The sequence below is a fragment of the Acanthopleuribacter pedis genome (assembly GCF_017377855.1).
GTDB lineage: Bacteria > Acidobacteriota > Holophagae > Acanthopleuribacterales > Acanthopleuribacteraceae > Acanthopleuribacter > Acanthopleuribacter pedis.
The window spans coordinates 14,402-35,669 of the sequence record NZ_JAFREP010000034.1 but is presented as its reverse complement, the minus strand read 5'-3'; the positions used below and the strand labels follow the sequence as shown (position 1 = coordinate 35,669).

Genomic DNA, 21,268 nt, shown 5'->3' with positions numbered 1-21,268 from the left:
AAATGGGCGGTTCGTTTGCGTTAAGCGAGATTCATCATGTGCAGTAAGTGTTCGTGGGGATTGTCCGCGTAAACCGGTTGCGCCGGTTGCGCGCCGATCCCGTAGGCGCCGGGTCCGGCGGGATTAAACGCCGCGGCATTCGAGGGTTGGGGCGCCGCTTGCTCGCGACTTGCCGCTTCTAGTTGCCCCTTCAATTGGCGACCGGTCGTCACCAAATTGGTCAAAATGTTGTTGAAGGTACTGAACTGGGTCCCTTCGACCGGTTGGGTAAAGCACAACATCAAGGCTTCCGCATCAGGATCCAAGGCGATGGCGGCGCCCGCGGTTTCCTGCTGAAACAGATTCATGGTTAGGGCTTGTTGCAACACCATTTCACGGCTGCTTTGTCCGGTTAAATCCAACAGCGTCAGGTTGAGGTAGAAACAGGTGTCACCGGGTGGGCAAATCACATCCACGGTAAGATCCTCGCCGGCGGTTAAGGAGCAAAGGCCCTCATCGTCCAAGGACAAAGCCACGCCGATTTGTGCGCCGAGTTGGGCCAACCAATGTTTCACTTGTTCGTTTGCTTGCGTCATGAGGTCACTCCTGAAGGGAATTTGGCCGAAAAAACCGGCCGAGATTACACCGAGTCGGTCACCGGCGTTTTTGTTCTTTCGCCAATCTGGGGCCTTTCTCGGCGCCCGGCCACCCCTCGCGGCGCCAACGGCACCCAGCCATGACCGCTTCGGCGTCAACGGCATCAATTCCCGGCCCGAGCGGCTTTTTCGAGCCTCATTCCCGCTCATGCGTGTTTTCGCGGCCGTTCACGGCAAGCACCCTCACTTTTAGCGCCGTTTTCCCTTCTAATGAACCAACGGCCGGATCGCCGCGAGGTGGGTTGCCTTGAACCCCGAACATTCATCCAAGGCGACCCACCGCTCTCGGTTACAATAGGTTTTAGACGAAGACCTTTTCAGCGCGAAAAGTCGCGGTAATGGGAGCGAAACCCCGGGTTTGCAGCCTTTGAAGACGCGCCCGCCCCAATCAGGGTCGAAACCTCGTATAAACCTTATCTCTTCAGACCTTCTCCGACGCCACGCGCCCTTATCGCCCCGCTTCGATAACTACCCCACTGCTTTGGATTCACCATGATCGCCGTTTTGTTTTTGGCCCTGAGTTTTTGGACACCCCCCATGCAAGCAACGCCGTCAGACGAACCGCTGCTGATCCCCACCGGTTCCTTTGGCCGGGACCGCAACTTTTCCCATACCACGGTTCAGGCCGTGCAATTGGATGGGCGTGGTTTCTTCTGGGTGCTCAACCGAAAGGGCCTCTGGTGTTACGACGGCGCCGACGCGCATCGGATCCCGCTCGGCGAACAGGCAGTGACCCATTTTGTGGTCGACGGTGAAAACCGACTCTGGCTGTCGACCGAATCCGGTGAACTCCAAATACGACCGGCTTTGCCCGGGGCCGAAACCGTTCTCGCCACAAAGGATGTGGGCAAGGTGGACCACCTCTTCGCTTCGGACGGCTTGGTTTGGGTCGTTCGCGAAACCTCGGTTTTGCAGTTCCACGCCCGAGGAAACACCCTGGTTCAAGCACAGACCTACGACCTCTCACCCTACTTGGCGGCCACCCCGAAACGCATCCATCTCACCGTGGACGGGGCCGGTCGGTCGTGGGTGATGGGGCCGAACCAACTCATTCAGATCGGCACAGGTGGTTTGACGGTCCACGCTTTTCCCGAGGAGCACGCCCCCAAGGGAACGGCGCTTGCTGCTTCCAAAGACGTCCTTTGGCTGGTCGGTAGGGAACACCTTTGGACCTTTAAACCGGCGTCCGCGCAATGGGCACAGGTCATGGCGTTACCGAAAACCCATGTCCCCGCGTTTGTATTGGTTGACCCGCGAGACCGACTCTGGCTCGGCGACACCCCCTATTTGATGCGAATCGATCCCTTTCGGCGCCAAGCCACCGCCCTCACCCTTGCCGAACCCATCGGCCGCAAGCACCGGCGCGTCGTTCGCGATGCGGCGATGGGCGCGGACGGCGCCCTTTGGCTGGGAACCGGCGAAGGGCCACGCTACCTCTCGGCCGCGGCGGCCATGCTCCAACCGGTTACGGGGCCAAAGGCCGAGGTATTGGCTACCCACCAAGCGTCACAAAGGCCCGAAACCGTTCCGAAATTCACCAAGCACCTTGTTGAACTTGAATACCCCGAGCTAAAGTGCGGCTACCTGCTCGACCGCGGAAGCCTTTGGCATGTCCACCATGAGACGGTGACCCTCAACCCGGACACCACCCCGAACCTGCCCCTGTTCGCCTTGGCGCCCGCAACCCCAACGGCTTTCTGGGGTTTGAGCCGATACGGGTTACACCAATTTGATGCCGCATCCGCCGTGGTGCTCGGTTTTCTTCCCCTTCCCGATGACGCCGCGGCCAACCGCGAATTACTGCGCGACGCGGACGGCGGCCTAATTCTTTACCAAGACACCTGGGCCGCCTACCTCCCCGCCACGGCACCAGCCCTTGCCGACCCACCCAAGCCGGTTTTTATTGCGCCAAACCAACGCGGGCGCAAACCACCGGCGTTTGTGAACGTGGCATTGCCAGGTTATGAAACCGACCAAACGGCGGAATGGGCCTACCGTTGGGACGCGGATTCGGATTGGCGCCCCGTGACCGGAAACCGCATCCCTTTTCAGAAAACGTGGCCGGGGCAATACGACTTAAGCCTACGCACCCGCTACCTCAAGGGTCCCTGGCGGCAGTTTCCCCAGGTCGGCACCATCCACATCCACGCCGACACCCTGATCCCGCCGGGATGGGTCAGCCTGTGGGTGGTTTCGGCATTCCTTTTTTGTCTCCATTGCTACCGTCGAGGCTTGGCCGCGGGCGCAAAAAACGCCAACATGCCGACCCCGTTGCCACAACAGGTCGCGTCACCCGAGCCGCCGGCGCCGCCGCCCGCGTCGCCCGCCGACCAACCGGCGCGCATCCTGGTGGTTGACGACGACCCCGTCAACCGTCAGGTGATTCACGCCCATTTGGGCGAACGCTTCCGCGTCGTGGAAGCGGAAAGCGGCCGCGACGCCCTCGACCACCTCAACGACCAAACCTTCGACCTTGTCCTGCTCGACATCATGATGCCCGGCTTGTCCGGTTACGAAACCTGCGCCCACCTCCGCGAAACCCACACGATGGAGCAACTCCCCGTCCTCTTTATCACCGCCCGCAACCAACCGGAAGATCTGGTTCGCGGTTTCGCCATGGGCGGTAACGACTATCTGATCAAACCCGTATCCCGGGATGAACTGTTCGCGAGGGTTCACATGCACCTAACGCTCAAAGAAACCAACCGTTTGTTGGAAAAAGAAAAGGCCTGGCTGGAAACGGAGGTGGAAATGGAACGCCTCAAACGCCTAAACCGCGAATCGAGCATTCGCCTGCTCCACGCGCAAATGCAGCCGCACTTCATTCAAAACACGCTCAACAGCATTTCCTTCCTGTGTTTGTCCGATCCCGACCAAGCGGTGGAAACCCTGGAACGGCTGTCCACGCTCATGCGCCAATCCTTTAACGCGGTGCCGCGCGAATGGTGGCCGCTCGAGGAAGAACTGAAAGCAATCAAAGCCTTTGGCGATATCCAACGCGTTCGCTTCCCAGAGAAACTGCGCTTTGATTTCAATATCCCACCCGGGCTGGGCGGCCAATTGCTACCGCCGTTTCTGATTCAACCGCTGGTAGAAAACGCGGTTTTTTACGGTCTGAAGGAAACCACCGAGCAAGTGGTCGTCGGGTTGTCCCTCGAAGAAGACGGCATTTACCAACAGGTCACGGTCACCAATCCCGGCGCGCCGCTGCGCAAACCCTTTGCCGAACTGATTTCCTCGGAACACGCGCTGGGCAATATCAGCGAACGCCTGGCGCTTTTGTTCGACAGCAAACTGGATTACCGCTACGAAAACGGCATCCACCACATTGGCTTCCGCTTCGATCCCGGCCGCCCCAAGCTGGAGCCGCCTATCCCGCGGTTCTCACCATAAGTTCTGCTACGGCGTTGAAATCGCTGCGATTACTTAGGTTACTTGGTTGCACCGTTGCTTCACAACGGTGGGACAGCCTCAACGTAGCTCTGCTACGCCGAAAGGTCGGCCCCGCTACGTTTACCCTCGGTCGTAACCTGTGTACTCACAGCGATTTCAACGCCTCGCGACGAATTCTGGTAAGAACCGCGGGCTATAGAAACCAAGCCTTAAAATCTTTGACGCGGCGGCGCGCGACCTGGTACGGCTTGTCGTTGGCGCCCATCAAGGTCAAGGTGCCGTGTTCGCCCGGTTCGAAGGCGGTGATAAACCGCTTTTGAATAATTTCGGAGCGGTTGATTTGGAAAAAGCGCGGGTCTTTGATGTGGTCGGCCAGATACCCGATGGTTAAATTGGCCAGCAGCTCGCGCCCCTCCAACGTGAGGATGTTGGTGTAACGGCCGTCCTTGGTAAACACCATCGCTTGCTCCAACCACACCACGTGGCTTTTGCCCAAAATGGAAACCACGACCTTCTCCAGACCGCCGTCCATCTGTTCATCCTGAAACACCTCCAGCACTTCCCATTGGGAACGCGCACGCGCAATGGAAGCGGCCAACCGGTCGCGATTCACCGGCTTCAACAAATAATCCAAGGCGTTTAATTCAAAGGCTTTGATCGCGTGCTGATCGTAGGCGGTACAAAACACGATCATCGGTTTCTCGCGAAGGTACGGCAGCAGTTCGATGCCGGTCAGAATCGGCATTTGGATGTCGAGGAACACCAGGTCGGGTTTAAGGGTGTTGATCTCTTCAATCGCACGAATGGGATCCTCGGACGCACCCACCACGGTTACATCGGGCATTTTGGCGAGGTAGTGTTTCATCATGCCGAGGGCATGTTTTTCATCGTCAACCAGATAAACGTTCATCGTTTCCTCGGACCGGTGCTAGCGTTCATCCGCCAAAGGCAGGGTAAAACAGAAGGCGGCGCCTTTTCCAGTTTGCGGCAGCAAGGTTAAGGTCCCGCCGTGCAGGGTCACCAGCTGTTCGGCGATGGTCAACCCCAGGCCGACCCCACCGTGAACACGGGTGGTGGAGCCATGACCCTGGCGAAAGGGTTTAAAGATCAGGTGGCGCAAGCCGTCGGGAATGCCGATGCCGGTATCGCGCACCGTCACGCGCATCATACCTTCTTTCACCTCGGCAGACACGGTGACCCGACCTTGCTCGGTAAATTTAACCGCATTCCCCACCAGATTGTGAAGCACTTGGCTGAGGCGTTGGGCGTCGGCGTTAACCAGGGGCAGGTCGGCATCGACCTGGTTTACCAAGGTCAGATCACGGTCACCAAGGGTTCCACGCGCCAGCAGAAGCACGTCGGCGACAAGCGGGCGCAGCTGGAGCGGGGCCAAAGCAGCTTCGAGGTCACCGCGTCCGACGCGGTCAAAATCCAACATAGCGTCGAGGAGGCCGGCCAGTCGCCGCCCACTCTGAACCACCAGCGCGAGATGTTCGCGGCCGGCCGGGCTCTCCGGCGGCGGCGTGTTCTCCAGCAAGGCCTGGGAAAGCCCAATGATGCCGTTAAGCGGGGTGCGCAATTCGTGGGAAACGGTGGCCAGCACTTGTTTTTGGTAACCACCCAAGGGTGCCTCCCCAGGGGGAACCGGTTCCGGCTTAACCCGCCGACGCGTAAGCAGGGCCCCAAGCGCCACCACCAAAACGACGACTCCTAGCACCCACGGCCAGGTGGGGAGGGATGACCAAAAATCGCCTTCGACGCTGAAGGAAAGCGCCGCCGTTTCCCGCCCGGCCCCATCGCCGTAGCGAAAAAACAATTGATAATAACCCGCGGGTAAGTAGGCGTAGATCAAGCGTTTTTGGGCGGGCACGGCATAACGCCAGCCCTCGTCGAAGCCGTCCAAACGGTACCAAAAGGGCGTCGGCCGGCCACGACCGTAATCCATGTCGGCCAGCTCAAAGGCCAGCGTCACCGCGTCGGCTGCCTCGGAAACGGTTCCCTCCCGGCGCGCCTCGGACCACACCGATGCAGCCGGCACATCGCTGCCCGGGCGCATGCGAACCACATCGGAAACCACCGGGGGCGCGGCCGGCATGGGTTCGCCCACTTGGTCCGTGTAAAACAAACCGGCCGCGGAGACCACGCACAAGCGGTCCGTGTGGGTTTGGCTAAAAAAGACCCGGTTCCCCAACCAAGGGTCGAGGGCGTCAAAGTGCTGGAACTGTTTCTGGCCGGGTTTCGTGTAAAACAAACCGGCAGGACCCACCACCCAAAGCCGGCCGGTGCGATCTTGGGCCAAATCCCAAAGAGCCGCGGCCGGCAAGCCCTCGTCGGGGCCGACGGTGGTAAAGGCATCCGTCGCGCGATCCACCATTTGGTGGAGCCCGCCGCCCTCGGTACCAACCCAGACCACCCCGTGTTCGTCCTCCAGGACCGCGGTCACTTTACCGGCCGACAAACTACCGCGCCGTCCCGGTTCGTAAGCAAAGAAACGCCGCGTGCCGGATTCAGGATCCCAAAATACCAAACCCCGTTGGGTGCCGAGCCACAACTCCCCGGCAAGGCCCGCGGCGAGGGTGGTCACATCTTGCCAACCCGGTCCCCTTGAACCGGCCTCGGGTAGGGTGACCGGCATCAGGGCCTGGTCGGTTTTTGGGTGAAAACGGAACAGGCCATGATCCGAGGCAAGCCACATGGTGCCGCGCACATCACACAGCAGATCGCGGACCCGCGTGGAACCCGCTTGGACCGGATCAGACGGAAAAGGAACGGGTGCCGCGATCTGAGCCTGCCTGTCCAAACGCAACAAACCCTCGCGGTTGGCGGCCCAGACCTCATTGCCGCGCCGGGCCAAAACATCAAGCGGTGCTGTGTCTTGCAAGTCGACGGTATGGACCACCGCACCGGTTGTGGGATCAACCACGGCGAAACCGGTTTCGGTGGCCGTCCACATGCCGCCGGCCGCATCAAAAACCGGTTGGCAGCGTGGCGCGCGCTGAACATCGCGGTTGATGGCGAGCCACCGCAATGGGGTTTCACGACGATGGACCACAAACAAACCCCGCGACCCCGCGACCCATAAACTTCCGTCGCGGTCGCAAAACAGGGCCTGAACCGCTCCGACCACGGAATGGGGCGACGGGTCCGTTGCGCCGGCGCCTTCGCGGGCAAAAGGAATCAGCGAACCAAAACGGGTCGCGTCGGACCGCCCGATCAAAGGAACCGGCTTGCGTGCCGCCTGATCCATTTCAAAAAGGCCGTGTTGGTCGGCAAACCACAAGCGACCGTCGTCGTCGGCGGCCAGGGCCGTAACGGGCGCCCGCGACCAGCCCTCCTCGTCAACCGCCTGGAACGTCTTGGTCCGTTGATCGACAACCCGCAAGCCGGCGGAAGTGCCACACCACAGAAGATCGGCTTTGCCCGCGACCAGCAGGTGGACGCGGGCCCCGTCGGCCCCCGCCACGGATGTAAACGTCTCGCTAACCGGGTCGAAATGCCACAGGCCGCCGCGCATCCCCAGCCAAAGACCGTGCGCATCACCGAACAGGCTTAGGATCGCATCACCCAATTGCTCGCTAGGAGCGGGAAAATCCTGCCAGGTGCCGGCATGCCGTTCATAACGAACCAAGTTGGTGCCGCTGGAACTCCATAACCAATCGTTGCGGTCCGACACGACCCCGTGTAATTGCTGATTGCCGTCGCCGTAAGCGGGACCGGTCGCGGTTTCGCCGTCGCCATAACGAACGCCGTTGAAGGTCACAGGATCAAAGAGACTTAAACCCCTGCCGGTGGTAAGCCAAAGCCCGCCGTGCTTTGAATTGGCAAGGGCGGATACGGCGCTGTTGCCCAAGCCGGAAGGTGGTACATCCGTATGGCGAAAAACCTTAAAGCGCACCCCGTCGTAACGCACGAGGCCGGCCTCGGTCCCCAGCCAGAGAAAACCTTCGTCGTCTTGCGCCATACCGGTCACGGAAGCCGCGGGCAAACCGGGATGCGGTAAAAATCCCCGGCCGGAGACGGCATACAACATGCCCACCCAACTCAAGCAAAGGACTGCTATGCCATAGCGTAACCGACGGCGTTTCATGCGTCTCCATCCAAATTAGAAGATCGCCCCATCATAGCCCGATGTCCCCCAATCCAACCATTCCCAAAATCACGCGACCGTATTCGGCTTTTAAGCTTCGACAACGGTCAAACCATTAACCGGAAGCTTGTTAACCAGATCCAGTCCCCATCCACAGAAAACCACACTGAGGCCGACCGATGAGGCTTTTCGAATGCTTCGGCTGCACCGCCGGCCTATTTTTCTTTTTGGCAGCAAGGGTGATCGTGTCCACGGTGTCCATCAATTGGTGGTCGGTGAGCCTGGTCATCCTTGCTTCCCCCTGGGTGGACCCTCGGCGTTGGGTTAACCCCCCTGGTTGTGCTCATTCAAGAGATGCGGTGGAAAAGGAGGCGCAAACCTTCCAACACCCCACCTTAACCCAGGTTGAAAACAACCAAACCAGGCGGGTTATCCCCAAGTCGAAACCGAAGCAGGCCGCGCGCGTGGTATAACCGATTCATTCTGAGATGGGTGAGGGTTTATGGACCGCAAAGTGGTGGTGGCGACCTGCAGCGCCGAGATGCCGATTCGTTTAGACGTGGTGGGCGAGGTTTTGGGCGACGACGTCGAACTGCGCGCGTTTGATTTGCCGTTTCATTTTGGCGAAGCCGAGCTACCATCCCTGGTGGCGGCCTTGCGCGACGCCTCAGCGGTGTTGGTGCGCACCGGGAACCTCACCGCGGCCCTGCTGGAACAGCTGCCGCGCCTGCGTTGCGCGAGCGCGCACGGCACCGGTACCGACCAAATCGACGTGGCGGCGGCCGGCCGCAACCACACCTGGGTCACCAACGTGCCCAACGGCAACATCCAAGATGTGGCTGAATTTACCCTGGGTCTGATCCTCAACCTACTGCGCCACATTCCCGAGGCAACAACCACCTTACGGCGCGAACGCACCTGGGACGGCGCACGTCGCGTGGGCACACGGCTCGCGGCGCTCACGGTCGGCGTGCTGGGTTACGGTTACACCGGAAAACGCGTGGCGGCGATGTGCCGCGCGGTCGGCGCCACGGTACTGGCCTCCAGCCGCTCCCATACTTCCGGCGAAGTCGACGGCATCCAAATGGTCCCCTTCGAACAGGTGTTGGCGCGGGCCGATGTACTTTCGATCCATATTCCGCTGAACGCGGCGACCCGCGGTTTGCTCAACGCCGAGGCCCTGGCCGCCATGAAACCCGGGGCCTTGATCGTCAACACGGCGCGTGGCGGCATCATCGACCAACACGCCCTCGAAGACGCCTTGCGTCGCGGTCATTTGGGCGGGGCCGCGCTCGACGTGTTGGATCCCGAACCCCCGGCCTTCACCGAGGCGCTGCTCCAGATGCCCAACGTGTGGGTCACGCCCCACATGGCCGGCTCGACAAGCCAATGCCTGCACGACATCGCCCGCACGGCCGCCGAGGACATCCGCCGCGTGCTCGACGGACAGCGTCCCAAATACGCGATTCGGGAACTGTTATAATAGGGTGTTTTTTCCGTGAAGCAATCGTGACCGGGGATTGAGGCAACATAGGCTCACCCAGGTTTCAACCATGAGACCCCTGAGGAAACCCCGTTGAAAGCGCAACTCGTTCCTACATTATTAATAGGTCTGCTGCTTTTGGCCGCCTGCACCCGCGACCAAAGCGGTGACGCCATCGCCGCGGCCCCGGCCGATCCGGTCCCGGCCCTCCCGCCCCGCGATCTCGAAACGATCCGCGCCAAACGGGAACTGCGCATCCTGATCACCCCCAACCACACCAACTTTATGATCGCGGGTGATCGACCGCGTGGTTTCGAATACGAACTCTTCCGCCAATACGAACGGCGCCTCAATAAGGGCTACACCCGACGCGATATCCATCTGACCGCCATATTTATCCCAGTCGAAGGCAACGAATTGCTGCCGCGCCTCTTGGCCGGCGAAGGCGATATCGCGGCGGGTATGCTCACAATCACCCCGGGGCGTCTTCACCTGGCCGACTTCACCGACCCGATCCTCGCCGATGTGCGCCAAATCGTGGTCGGTCACCAACAAGCAGGCGACTTCGCCACCCTTGAAGCCCTGGCCGGTCGTGCATTTTACGTCAAGGCCAACAGCGGTTATCTGCCCAGCCTGCGCCGCCTCAACCACGACCTGGAAACGGCGGGTCTGGTCCCGGTCACCATCGACACGCTTGAAGGTTTGGAAACAGAAGACATTCTCGAACTGATTAACGCGGGTGGCGGACACCTGACCGTGGTCGACGACTACATGGCCGAACTTTGGGCACAGGTCATGCCCAACCTCAAGCGCTACCCCCACCTCGTCTTGGACGAGGGCGGTGAAATCGGCTGGGCGGTGCGCAAGGAAAACCCAAGCCTGCTGGCCGACCTCAACGCCTTCATCGCCAAAAACCGCAAAGGCACCAGGATGGGCAACGTGTTGTTCAAACGCTACTACGGCAGCAAACGCTGGATCACCAACCCGTTCCGCAAGGTGAAGCGGGCTGATTTGGAAAAAGCGATCTCCCTTTTTAAAAAGTACGGCGCGATGTACGAAACCGACTGGCGCATGATCGCGGCCCTCGCCTATCAAGAGTCCAAGTTTGACAACACCCGGGTTTCCCGCGCGGGCGCGGTCGGCCTGATGCAAATCAAACCCTCGACAGCGGCCGATCCTCAGGTCGGCATCGAAAACATACGGGAGATGGAAAACAACGTCCACGCGGGCGTGCGCTACCTGGTGTTCATCCAGGGCCGCTATTTTAAGGAAGACGCCATCAGCACGGCGGACCGGCTTTATTTTGCGATGGCGGCCTACAATGCCGGCCCGGCACGGGTCCAAAAATTGAGGCGCAGGGCGAAAGCGATGAAACTGGACCCCAACCGCTGGTTCGGGCATGTGGAAAAAGCCGCGTTGAAGGACATCGGCCAGGAGACCGTGCGTTATGTGGCCAACATTCGCAAGTACCACCTCATGTTTCGCGAGGGCGACACCCTGCTGACACAGCGGGAACACAAGAAACGAGAATTGCTGCGCACGGAGTAAGCCGCCCGAATCTAATAAATATGTTATTTAATAGTAACTTTACGATTCACCTATAGCGAACCCACGCAAAAAGCAACAACATAACCGATTGGTAATTTATGGAATTCCTCCACATTTCGAGGCCCAAAACGGGCCTATTTCGCACTATAACAAATCGATAATGTTCATTAAAACGGCGGATTTGGGTCGGTGTACTTTGGGCTTCAAACGGGTTCCATTGCGCAGCCATGCGGGCGGCCACCAAGGCAACCGGGGTCGCTCCATTCGCTCAGGATCCTTCTACAAGCACCATATTTCATTCAACTTAGCAAAACAACCATCAACACGCCAACGAAGGTAGCCACCCCATTCCGACGATGCCGCTCCTTCCCAAATCCAGGCGCGGGTTCCCAGCCAAAACAAGACACAATCTCAGAATTCAACACAAAAACGAGGGCAAAAGCGGCCGACAACCGGACGCCATGATTTCGCCAAACTTCGTCCACATTTCAAGAATAAATTACAGATCAAACAACGGGACGCGATCCCGAGGCAAAACACCAAATTAGCCTGGTTTAAGATCGCGCCACTTAGTATGAAACGAATGATTTCAAGGACGATTTAGGAGGCCTTCTCATGACGCACGCCCACACCCAGATCAACCAATGGTTAACCCAGATCCACCCCGCCTTAGGTCTTGATCAAAACGGTGCCTGCGTCCTGGCCGCGGGCGAAGGCCGCAACCTTGAATTGTTCGTCGGCCCCCAAGGCGAAGAATTCATGCTGAGCACCACTTTGATGGACCTGCCCGCCAACAGCAACGGTGGTTTCTACATGAAAGTACTTTCCATGAACCTGTTCATGCAGGAGACCCGCGGCGCCACCATCGCCTGCGACGAGCAAGCGGGCGAGCTGGTGTTGTGCCACAACCAAGCGGTTGAGGGTTGTGACCTGACCTTGTTCCAAAACATCCTGCAAAACTTCTCGCGCACGGCGGAGACGGTGCAAAACCAACTGGCCGAGATCCCCATTGTCGCCGAGGCGCCCGCGGCACCGGCGTCAAGTTACATGAACACCTACCAACCACCCATGCACAACGAGCCGGTTTTCGAGGACGTCGACCCCATGCGCCACATCGGCAAATTGGTTTAACAAACAGGTTCCGACGACGCAGCCGGATGCGGCCCCTTTCCCACCGCCTGGTTGCCGACACCACCCCTCACCAACAACCATTCGTTAAACAAGACCAAAAACAACCCGGGTCGCTAAAGACCACCTTCACGTTTCAAGGAGATCGCCATGTCAAGTGTCAGTTTTAAACATAATCAAGGGGTCAATCAAGCTCAGCAGGCCAACGCCGCGCCACCCAGTGCCTTTAGCCCCCCCACGACAGGCACCGGCGTGCGGACGAATCCTCAGGGGGGCCTCGGCGGCGGCGCCGAAATGACCCGCGCCACCACAGAAACCAGCGCCATGGCCCCGAGTGCCACGCGGAGCAAGCGGATCCAATTCGTTCAGGCCCATGTGAAAACCGGCCGCGGCAGTGCGCTTTCCGCCGAAAGCCCGAGAGAGCTACTAGAAAAAAAAGCCGAGGTCGTTTTTAGCCAAGTTAACGAAATGGTCCGCCAAGGCATCATTGACCAGCGCGGCAGCACCACGCAAATTGTTTCCGTCCCAGAATTCTATTGGAACGACAACGAGGCCCTTCTCTCACAGCACGACAAAACTGAATTATTGGGCATGGTTCAGGCGAAAGTTCGAGAGGCCGGCCTTCCCAACGCCATTTTCGTGATGGGGTCGGTGGTTACCTCGGAACCCGCCGAGCTGATGCGTCGCGTCCAACCACATCACATGGACGACCTTGGCGGGATCTTAGATCTTCCCGCCGGGGCATTGCGCGAAGCCCAGGCTGAATCACTTTCGCAGGCACCCGAGGATTTCACCACACCCCCGAGCCAAGCACGGGTGGAACTCGCCGCGGTCATTTCCTTGGCTGCCGCCATGCCAACCGAGGACGGAGGCAGTCAACCCAAGGACCTTTCCCAGGATGTGCTGAATGAAGCAGCCCGGACCTTAAACACCATTAAAGAAAACCAAACCCACCTGGCCATGCTTATCGGCCATGCAAGCCCGCGCACCATGACGAATCACTTCGAGGCCTTCCTTGCCGCGGACACCCCGAGGGAACGGCGGGAAGCCTTGGGTCACCTTTGCCCACGCCTGGAATTTACCAAAAACGCCGACGGACGCGACAAAATCACCGCATTTCAAACCTTCTTACGCGGTTACGAGGGGAACACGACCGAACTCATGGGTTTGGCCCGAAGTTACAAAAGAAGTTACGCCCCCTTCCTTCTTGCCCGCTCGGAATTTTCGGACAACAGCCGCAACGGCGCCTTGGAGCGCGGCAATCCCGCCCTCAAGATTTTGCGGGAAGGACCCAATACCGACGTTCCCCAGCTACACGAAACAGGTCGCCAAATGTTCAAAACCGTTCGCAACGAAGCCATTGTGGTCAATGGTGACGGGAACAGTGCTCCGCGCTTGGTCCAGAAATACAACCCCTCGGATATCGATGTACCAAGCTATAGTCGGGCCAAGACCGGCGACGAGGCCCCGCTGCAAAGTCGCAGCTACAAGCAGTTTCCCGGCGGCACGGCACCGGACATGAGTGAGGCGGAACTGACCCGACACCTCACCGACGCGGGCCGTAGTCCCCAAGATCAAATGGTCCCACTGCCGCGTGACGGCCAACAAATGGGTTTGGTCATCTGTCGTGACATCGATTCCGACCACTTCACCAATCATATTGCGGACAGCCTCAGTCAAGCCGATGTGTTCATGTTGATTTCCGCCGGGATCTCGGAAGCGACCTTCGAGAAAAAGGCCCCCCATGGTCCAGTCGTCGCGCAGAACGACGGCATTCGGGTGAAAACCCATACCCGCTATGGCAACACCCACCAAAAGCTGGCACAAAAAGTCTTTGAACAAAGGGAACCGGATGGGCAGTTCGGCCCCGCCCGCCCAGTCCCCTCCACACTTAAAGATCCTGACGGCCCGCTGCCCGGTGAACCTGGCAAGTGGTCGGTGAGCGATACCTACCACCTTCCCAATACCGATCGCTCACGGGCGAGTTCCTGGCCTGACGGAATCGGTGATTTCGATGTGCCCACTTTAAAAGAACGCATCGCGCTCTACGCTGAAGAAGTTGCGCAAATCGAAGGTAAATTATCGTGGATCGATTCAACCGGAAACGCTGCTGTCGCGGATAGAGACCGTTCCCAATACGCCACGGTAACGAGATCATTGCCCTTCTCTCAGGCTCAGAAAGATGCTTGGCGTGCGAACCCCCAAGCAGGACCTGAAATTATGGCGGAAATTCAGGCCGGTCTGCGCAGCGATCTTGAATCGGCGGATCAGCTCCTGCAAGCCGCGCAACGCCGCTTAGCCCAACTGACGCCGCCAAGTACGGAAAACCAGCGTGCTGAATAAATGACGCGACGCGGTCCTTCGGCCATGCTCGGGGGACCGCCCATGAGGCGTAACAACACGAACGGTCAGGATGCGTTAAGGAAACGCCCGCAACCAAACATCCTTTTTCGTACCGCGGTAGCGGAGACGGCGACACATTTCAAGAACATAACCAATCGGTAATCTTTGGAGAATTCACCACACTTTCGGCCCCGAAAACCCGGTTTTGCAAAACATAACAAATCGGTAATGTTGCCAAAACCGGGCTTCGGGAAGGACGCAAGAAGGCAGGCAAGCACCCGGCCTTTCCAACCCAAGGCGAAGTGATTACAAGCCCCAAATACCACAACACAAACCCAATGTTTCATGACCTTTAAAAAGAAAACCGACACATCCACTCAGGCTGCATTCCCAGTTGGCATCTAGCAAAAAACCGCGAAATACGGCCTTTTTCGTCCCATGAATTCCTGCCTACCGAAGCCCGCATTCAAAAGCAAACACAACCCCCGGAGCCCCGATTCGGCCACCCCCACGGTTTCTCCAAACTTCACCCACATTTCGAAAATAAATTACAGGTCAAACAGCGGGATGCGATCCCAAGCAACACCAAGCTGCTTGGTTGAAGATCGCACCACCAACGGCCCGAAGTCACGCCGACGGCCGACCCAGTTCTCTTGGGCTTGACCTTGGTGTATCCGCAAAACCCTACCCAGTTGAAGGAGCTTCCCATGTCAGGTTTACATTTAGACGGTCCACGCAGAACATCAAACGCCCAACCACCCACCACCCCGACGTCCAGTACCTTCGGCCCTTCCGCAAACAGTGGCCGTACCAGCCCCCGTTTGAACGGCGACGGTCCCATGACCAGCGCAACCACCGAAGCCCCCTCTCTTTCACGTGTTCATGCAGAACCCAAACGGGTCCAGTTCATCCAAGCGAATGCCAGCACCGTCCACGAAAGCATGGGACCGGACGGTCGGCGAGAAATGATGCAACACAAAGTCGATCAAGTGTTCGATCAAATCAAAATCATGGCATCCCAACACTTACTCGATACGCGCCCCGGCACCACCCACATTGTTTCCGTCCCGGAATTTTTCTGGAACACCCACATGGAACATGCTACGCCCGATGAAAAACACCAACTTATCGGCATGCTGCAAGATCGGGTCGCTCAATCCGGCCTGGGCAATGCGCTGTTTTTGATGGGTACGGTTGTTACCTCGGAACCGCCTGCCATGCTAGCGCCTATCGATCCCAATCACCTGCCTTCCGTAGAGCGCATTTTGGGCTACCAGAACAACGAGCTCAGCCAAGCATTCCAGGAGGCTGTTTCCAGAAACCCAGAAAGCTTCACCCAGGAACCGAGCGACGCGCGTATTGATTTAACGTCGGTAGCCTCCTTGGCCGAAGCCATTGCAAAGAAAAAAGAGGCCCCTGTCTCCCAAGAAATCCTTGAAAGAGCCGCGGAGCTCATCAAAGAGGTTAGGGACAACCTGGCGCCGGTGACCATCCTTGCGGGCCATATGGATCAAGCAGCTCTGGGACGCAACCTGAATCACTTTCTTGAGCAAACCACCCCGGAGGGAATGAGAGAAGCGGTTCAGCACATCTGCCCCTCCTTCGACTGCCCGGCCACAGGCGGTGGTGACAGAGTATTGGAAAAATTGAAAAATTTCCTTGCGGACAACCGCGGCAATTTGGGCAACGTACATAAGTTGGCCAGGGTCTTCAAAGATTACGTCGCGCCCTTCAAACTGAGTCGCACGGAATACAGCGGCGGCTTGCCAACCGGCAGATCAGCGCCCCGAGGATTGCCGACGACGTTCAAACTCCTTCAAAACAGCCCGGAGATGGATGTCGCCCAACTCCACGAGGAAGGACGCAAAATGTTTAAAGCCATCCGCAACGAAGCCATTGTGTTGGATGGAAGTGGACAGCGCAGCCCGCGCCTGGTTTCCAAGTTCGCGCCTTCGGTTGTTGACGTCCCATCCTACGCCGATGCGATGAATGACAAAGTTCATCCAAAGCAACGCGATAGCTTCCGCCACCTGCCCGGCGGCATGACGCCCGCCCACGAAGGCCCGGAAATGACGGCGCGCTTGCAGGCGGAAGGTCACAACCCAAGTATGCAAATCGTTGATCTGCCCGGCGGTGGAAAGCAATTGGGCATGGTGGTTTGCCGCGATATTAACTCGGGCCATTACGCCGAGCACGTTTCGGAAGCCTTAAACGACACCGAGATTTTTCATCTCATCTCCGGCGGTATCAATACCGGTGAGTTCAGGGAAAGTGCGCCCCGCGTGCCGATTATCGCCCGCACGGACGGCCACTACACCGATAGCGAGGTTCGCTTTGGTGCAACGCAACGCCCGGTGGCGGGCACCGCCTACCGACAATCAGAACTCGGTGGTACCTTTGGACCGGTTCCTAAAGAGGAGATGTACCAACGCCGTCTGCCAGGTGGTCCCGCACAGTGGCAGGTATCCGATACCATTCACACCCAAGGCGCAGCCCCCTCGAGTGATGGTTCCTTCACCGATAGCCATACCGAGGTCGAAATCCCCTTGTTAAAGAAAGACATCGAACATTACCAGGCACAACTGGACGATCTGAGAAGAGAGATCGGAAACTTTGATCGCGCGTTGGTCTACATGAAAGAAGGCGGCCTCGCGGAAAAGAGCAACATTTACGGCATGATAAGCTTTACCCCCGCGCAGAAGCAAGCATGGGAAAGCGAGCCCAAGCGCGGGGTGGATATTTTGCACCAAGTACTGGAAAACCTTCAGGGCGATCTGAATTCGGTGGAAGCACGCCTCCAGGCCAAACAAAAGCGCCTGGCCGCGGTGAGCCCACCCACCACTTAACCAACCCCTTAAGCGAGGTCCCGGCCCGCGAAGGTCCACACGCCCGCGCGCCGCGCCGGGGCCGCCTCAATTGCCTCGGCGAGTTGCGCCAACACCGCCCGTTGTTCCGCGACGGTGCGGTTGGTTTCAAAAGGCGCATCGAAACCATAGCGAATGACCAACTCCTCATAGGCCAATTGGCGTAACGCGGCGGGCAACAGCTCACTGCCGGCCTGTTCCACCAACACGGCGGGCTCCATCGGGCGGCCCAATCGGTAACGAACCCCCTGGCTAAATTGGGCGGCATGCTGATCGCACCAACGCCGCCAGCGTTCACCGTCCTCACTGAAGCGTTGGTATTCGCTCACGGTCACCGTCAATCCCGGCGGGATGTCACCGGGCGCCAAGCCCTCGATTTCCTCGTCGAACAATTCGTCTTGGTCGATGTGCTCCTGAACGGCCGCGGTTTCGAACAGGGGCGCCCCGGTCAGCAAGTACAACCCGGTTGCGCAGGCGGCGGCGGTCGCGTCGTCGGCGCAGTGATCCAACAAATCCAACAACAAGGCGATCTGGTTAACGTCGCCGTGTAACGCGAGGGCGGTGATCAGGTCCGGGCGCGGCGGTTGGTAACGCAACAGATCGCACAACAAGCGGCCGTCGGCGCGGGAACCGGCCAGCGCCAAGGCCGTCCAAGGCCAAGCATGGGACGGCGTTTCGCGGCGGACCAGGTCAAGCGCCTCGCCGGCACCCAAACGCAACAGCGAGGTGGTGATCATGGCGGCGGCGACGGGATCGCCACAGCGCTGCAGCAGCGCCAACCCCGCTGAAACGGCCTCAACCGCGCCCAAGCGACCCAGCGCCCACATCAACCAGGTCCCGGCAAAATCGTTTTCGTGCAGGGCCAAGGCCTGTAGCAATTCCTTGGCGAGGGGGAAACGGCGCACGCCAATCAATTGCCCGTAGACCGCGGCGGTCATGGCGCCGGGTGAGGCGGGCAAAGGCCGCAGCCGCACCAGACGATTGGCGGGCCAGCCGGCGGCGAGCGCATCGGCGGCGGCGTCCGCGGCAAAACCGGACGACCAAAGCTGCACCAGGCGCACCGCCTCGTTGAGTTGATCGTGGCGCAGCAGCAGCCGCAGCAAGGTGTAGGCGGCGCCCGCGTCGGCACCGTCCTCCATTTGGCGGCAGACGTCTAAGGCCAGGTCGCCCCCGTCGTACAAGGCGCGCAGGTGGTTGTCGAACCGCAACTCGTAGACGGCCGCACTCGGCCAAGGCACGGTGGCGTCGGTGAGCAGGGTTTTGCGGGTTTGGTAGAGGAAGGAAGCTTCCTCCAGGTGTTCGCGGTAAAGGTCCAACGCAAAGCGGTGTTCCGCCGCGGTCAGCGTGGCCGGTTCGTTCATGATCGCCCCTAATTCAGCATAATGGTGCTCGCCTCAACCTTGATGCCACTGGTCGTCATCACGATTTGGCTGCCGCCGACTTTGATAATGCAACTTTGCGCGTCAATCATGACCCCGCCGGCGTCGCACTTCACCACATGGTTTCCGCCCGAAACGTTGATCAGGTTGTTGTTCTGCACCTTGGTCACCTTGTTCATACCGATCATTTCGATGCGGTTCAATCCGACGTTGATGCTCTCCATCAAACCGGTGTTGCGCATGTAGGCGGCGCCGGTGGAAATGATTTGTGCGCCGCCGACGGTGACGGTGTAACCCGCGCCCACGTTGAGCATTTTCATCGAACCCACGCTTTCCTCGGACACCGCGCCCACCTTCTCGCTTTTGGCGGCGCCCACCTTCATGCTCAGCGCCGCGCCCACGGTCAGGTTCATTGAGGCCGCCACCGAGGTCACCTCGTTGGCGCCGATGTTGGTCATGCGGTTGGTCCCCACCACGCGCAATTCGCCGGTGCCGATGATCGATGCTTTCTCGGTGCCGATCACGGTGGTTTGGCTGCTGCCGATGGTTTCGCTTTGGTCGTTGCCCACCAATATCGTTTGGTTGTTGCCGACCACCAAGTCGTCGTCGTTGCCGACCTGCACGCTGCGATTGTTGCCGATGGTGCCGGTGTGGTTGTTGCCGATGCTTTCGGTGCGGTCGTTGCCGACCGAGAGGGTCAGGTTGTTGCCGATGGTCTCCGAGCAGTTGTTGCCCACGGAAATGGTTTGGTTGTTGCCGATCTCTTCGCTTTCATCGTTAACCACCAAAATTTTCATGTCCTTGTGGGAACGAATGTCGATCAGTTCTTTGCCGTCTGAATCGTCAAAAATGATGTGGTGGTCTTTGATGGTTTTAATAATGTTTTGGTACTTTTCGGCCGGGCCGAGCGGCGCGGTCATTTGGTCGTTGTAAGCGCGACCGACCACAATCGGTTGATCGGGATCGCCGTCGACAAATCCCACCAAGACCTCGTGGCCGACACGGGGAATGAACTGAATACCGTAGTCCTTGCCCGCGTAATTGTTGAGCACGCGAATCCACAGCGAGGAACGGTCGTTCATCGGCCCCTCGCGGTCCCAGTGGAACTGCAACTTACAGCGGCCCATGTCGTCGAGGTACACCAAACTCCCGGGCGGTCCGGTGACCACCGCGGTTTGCACGCCGTTGACGCGCGCCTTGGGCGTGACCCGCGGCGGCTGGTACAACACGCCGGCTTGGATCGCGGTGAAATGGCAACGGAAGTGGCCCTGTTCGATGTGGTAACTGCAGGAAACCAAGGTCCAACCGCTGTTCCATTCGCCGCGGAAATGATCGCTCAGGTTGAAGCGGTAGCCACAGGAAAAGGAGCGGCACGAGGTGCGCCCGCGCGCGCGTTTGCCGCGGCCGACGGCTTCGCCCAAAATGGCGGCGGCGTAGTGTTGGCCCTCGCCGGCGGTGGGGTAATTGCGCGAGTGTTCGTACCAGGCCAGGCCACCCGCGTTGGGGAAACCGGCGCCGCTCCCGGCGCTGATGTTGGTGGCCGAGGTTTCGGGGTTGTAATGCTGCACGTCGGCCTGGCCGGTGGCGACGAATTCGCCGTAGTTAAAGTCGTGCACGGTTTCCAGTTCGCCCACGGACAATACCGGGCTGGGATCCTCGCTGTAGCGTACCGAGGCGGTGGGCGAACAGGCGGGGAAACCGCCGGGTTGGCTGACCATCACCATGTCGCCGGAATCCTTGTCGAAGTAATAGGTAATGCCCTCGTCTTCCAACAAACGCGACACGAATTGAAAATCGGATTCCTGGTATTGCAGGCAGTATTCGCGTTTGGGCGGGGTCGCCCCGAGCTTCCAGGAATGGCCCACGCCGATGGCGCCCAAAACCTCGCTGATAATGGCCTGGGCCGTCATTTTTTGGAACACGCGTGAGCAATAGCTTTGGGTGGCCAGGTAGAATTTCGGGCGAATTTCGATGTGGTAGATGTACCAGCGTTCCGCCGCCGAATCGAGCAAACCGTAATCGGTGCGGCCCTGCTCGAAATGGGTGATGATCCCGCTGAAGTGGCGATCTTCTCCGCGGTCCTTGCCTGACTTGAGCAGCACCTTGGCTGGCGCATACAGCATTTGCTGGAAACCGAGCCCGGCATCGCGCGATTTGACCTGGAGGTTGTACTGGAACGGCTGCGACAGGCGTTCGGTCCCCTGAAACGAAAGAATGTGCAGCGGGCCGCCGGGCCCCTGCCACAGCAAATCAGCGACGTTGTGTTCCAAACCAGACATAAAGGCCTCCGTGCGCTCGGCGCGGTTCTCAGCGCTTTGCGGGCGGGAACCGCGAGCAAAGAGCGGGCGCAAGCTTGGCTTGCGTTGGGAGTGACAACTTGGCGCGACGGGTTCGCCGCGCGGACGGCT

Annotated in this window: 11 protein-coding genes; 6 read left to right on the top strand and 5 right to left on the bottom strand. The window is 59.1% G+C overall.

Annotation, left to right across the window (positions count from 1 at the left end):
* Positions 1-20: 20 nt before the first annotated feature.
* The gene (locus tag J3U88_RS27910; protein ID WP_207862301.1) at positions 21-575 is read right to left on the bottom strand and encodes a CesT family type III secretion system chaperone; all 555 of its coding nucleotides are present in this window, start codon (positions 573-575) and stop codon (positions 21-23) included.
* A 552-nt stretch (positions 576-1,127) separates the two neighbouring features.
* Between J3U88_RS27910 and J3U88_RS27905 the strand changes: the two genes are divergently transcribed.
* Complete coding sequence (locus tag J3U88_RS27905; protein WP_207862300.1) at positions 1,128-4,028, top strand: response regulator; 2,901 nt, start codon at positions 1,128-1,130, stop codon at positions 4,026-4,028.
* A gap of 193 nt (positions 4,029-4,221) precedes the next feature.
* Here the strand turns inward: J3U88_RS27905 and J3U88_RS27900 are convergent, their stop codons facing one another.
* Together J3U88_RS27900 and J3U88_RS27895 are read right to left on the bottom strand one after the other, a co-directional pair.
* The gene (locus J3U88_RS27900) at positions 4,222-4,938 is read right to left on the bottom strand and encodes a LytR/AlgR family response regulator transcription factor (protein WP_207862299.1); all 717 of its coding nucleotides are present in this window, start codon (positions 4,936-4,938) and stop codon (positions 4,222-4,224) included.
* A gap of 18 nt (positions 4,939-4,956) precedes the next feature.
* Entirely contained in the window at positions 4,957-8,058 is a 3,102-nt protein-coding gene (locus J3U88_RS27895) for a sensor histidine kinase (RefSeq protein ID WP_207862298.1), read from the bottom strand.
* Positions 8,059-8,617: 559 nt separating this feature from the next.
* Between J3U88_RS27895 and J3U88_RS27890 the strand changes: the two genes are divergently transcribed.
* The 5 genes from J3U88_RS27890 to J3U88_RS27870 all read left to right on the top strand — a co-directional run bounded on the left by J3U88_RS27890 (position 8,618) and on the right by J3U88_RS27870 (position 17,463).
* Positions 8,618-9,598: a 2-hydroxyacid dehydrogenase gene (locus tag J3U88_RS27890; protein WP_207862297.1), complete on the top strand. Its 981-nt coding sequence runs from the start codon at positions 8,618-8,620 to the stop codon at positions 9,596-9,598.
* Between the two features lie 93 nt (positions 9,599-9,691).
* Positions 9,692-11,146: an MltF family protein gene (locus J3U88_RS27885; RefSeq protein ID WP_207862296.1), complete on the top strand. Its 1,455-nt coding sequence runs from the start codon at positions 9,692-9,694 to the stop codon at positions 11,144-11,146.
* 615 nt (positions 11,147-11,761) lie between these two features.
* The gene (locus tag J3U88_RS27880) at positions 11,762-12,277 is read left to right on the top strand and encodes a CesT family type III secretion system chaperone (protein WP_207862295.1); all 516 of its coding nucleotides are present in this window, start codon (positions 11,762-11,764) and stop codon (positions 12,275-12,277) included.
* A 147-nt stretch (positions 12,278-12,424) separates the two neighbouring features.
* The gene (locus J3U88_RS27875; protein WP_207862294.1) at positions 12,425-14,617 is read left to right on the top strand and encodes a hypothetical protein; all 2,193 of its coding nucleotides are present in this window, start codon (positions 12,425-12,427) and stop codon (positions 14,615-14,617) included.
* A gap of 707 nt (positions 14,618-15,324) precedes the next feature.
* On the top strand, positions 15,325-17,463 hold the full coding sequence (locus J3U88_RS27870; protein WP_207862293.1) for a hypothetical protein: 2,139 nt from the start codon (positions 15,325-15,327) through the stop codon (positions 17,461-17,463).
* 8 nt (positions 17,464-17,471) lie between these two features.
* On the opposite strand, the gene J3U88_RS27865 is transcribed toward J3U88_RS27870, so the two are convergent.
* Positions 17,472-18,842 carry a hypothetical protein gene (locus J3U88_RS27865; RefSeq protein ID WP_207862292.1) on the bottom strand — a complete coding sequence of 457 codons (1,371 nt, stop codon included), beginning with the start codon at positions 18,840-18,842 and terminating at the stop codon, positions 17,472-17,474.
* Positions 18,843-18,850: 8 nt separating this feature from the next.
* The gene (locus J3U88_RS27860) at positions 18,851-21,139 is read right to left on the bottom strand and encodes a type VI secretion system Vgr family protein (protein ID WP_207862291.1); all 2,289 of its coding nucleotides are present in this window, start codon (positions 21,137-21,139) and stop codon (positions 18,851-18,853) included.
* Positions 21,140-21,268: the final 129 nt, after the last annotated feature.

Coding starts and splice junctions, on each gene's coding strand:
- J3U88_RS27910 (WP_207862301.1), bottom strand. CDS start 575: ATGACGCAAGCAAACGAACAAGTGAAACATTGGTTGGCCCAACTCGGC.
- J3U88_RS27905 (WP_207862300.1), top strand. CDS start 1,128: ATGATCGCCGTTTTGTTTTTGGCCCTGAGTTTTTGGACACCCCCCATG.
- J3U88_RS27900 (WP_207862299.1), bottom strand. CDS start 4,938: ATGAACGTTTATCTGGTTGACGATGAAAAACATGCCCTCGGCATGATG.
- J3U88_RS27895 (WP_207862298.1), bottom strand. CDS start 8,058: ATGTTGTATGCCGTCTCCGGCCGGGGATTTTTACCGCATCCCGGTTTG.
- J3U88_RS27890 (WP_207862297.1), top strand. CDS start 8,618: ATGGACCGCAAAGTGGTGGTGGCGACCTGCAGCGCCGAGATGCCGATT.
- J3U88_RS27880 (WP_207862295.1), top strand. CDS start 11,762: ATGACGCACGCCCACACCCAGATCAACCAATGGTTAACCCAGATCCAC.
- J3U88_RS27875 (WP_207862294.1), top strand. CDS start 12,425: ATGTCAAGTGTCAGTTTTAAACATAATCAAGGGGTCAATCAAGCTCAG.
- J3U88_RS27870 (WP_207862293.1), top strand. CDS start 15,325: ATGTCAGGTTTACATTTAGACGGTCCACGCAGAACATCAAACGCCCAA.
- J3U88_RS27865 (WP_207862292.1), bottom strand. CDS start 18,842: ATGAACGAACCGGCCACGCTGACCGCGGCGGAACACCGCTTTGCGTTG.
- J3U88_RS27860 (WP_207862291.1), bottom strand. CDS start 21,139: ATGTCTGGTTTGGAACACAACGTCGCTGATTTGCTGTGGCAGGGGCCC.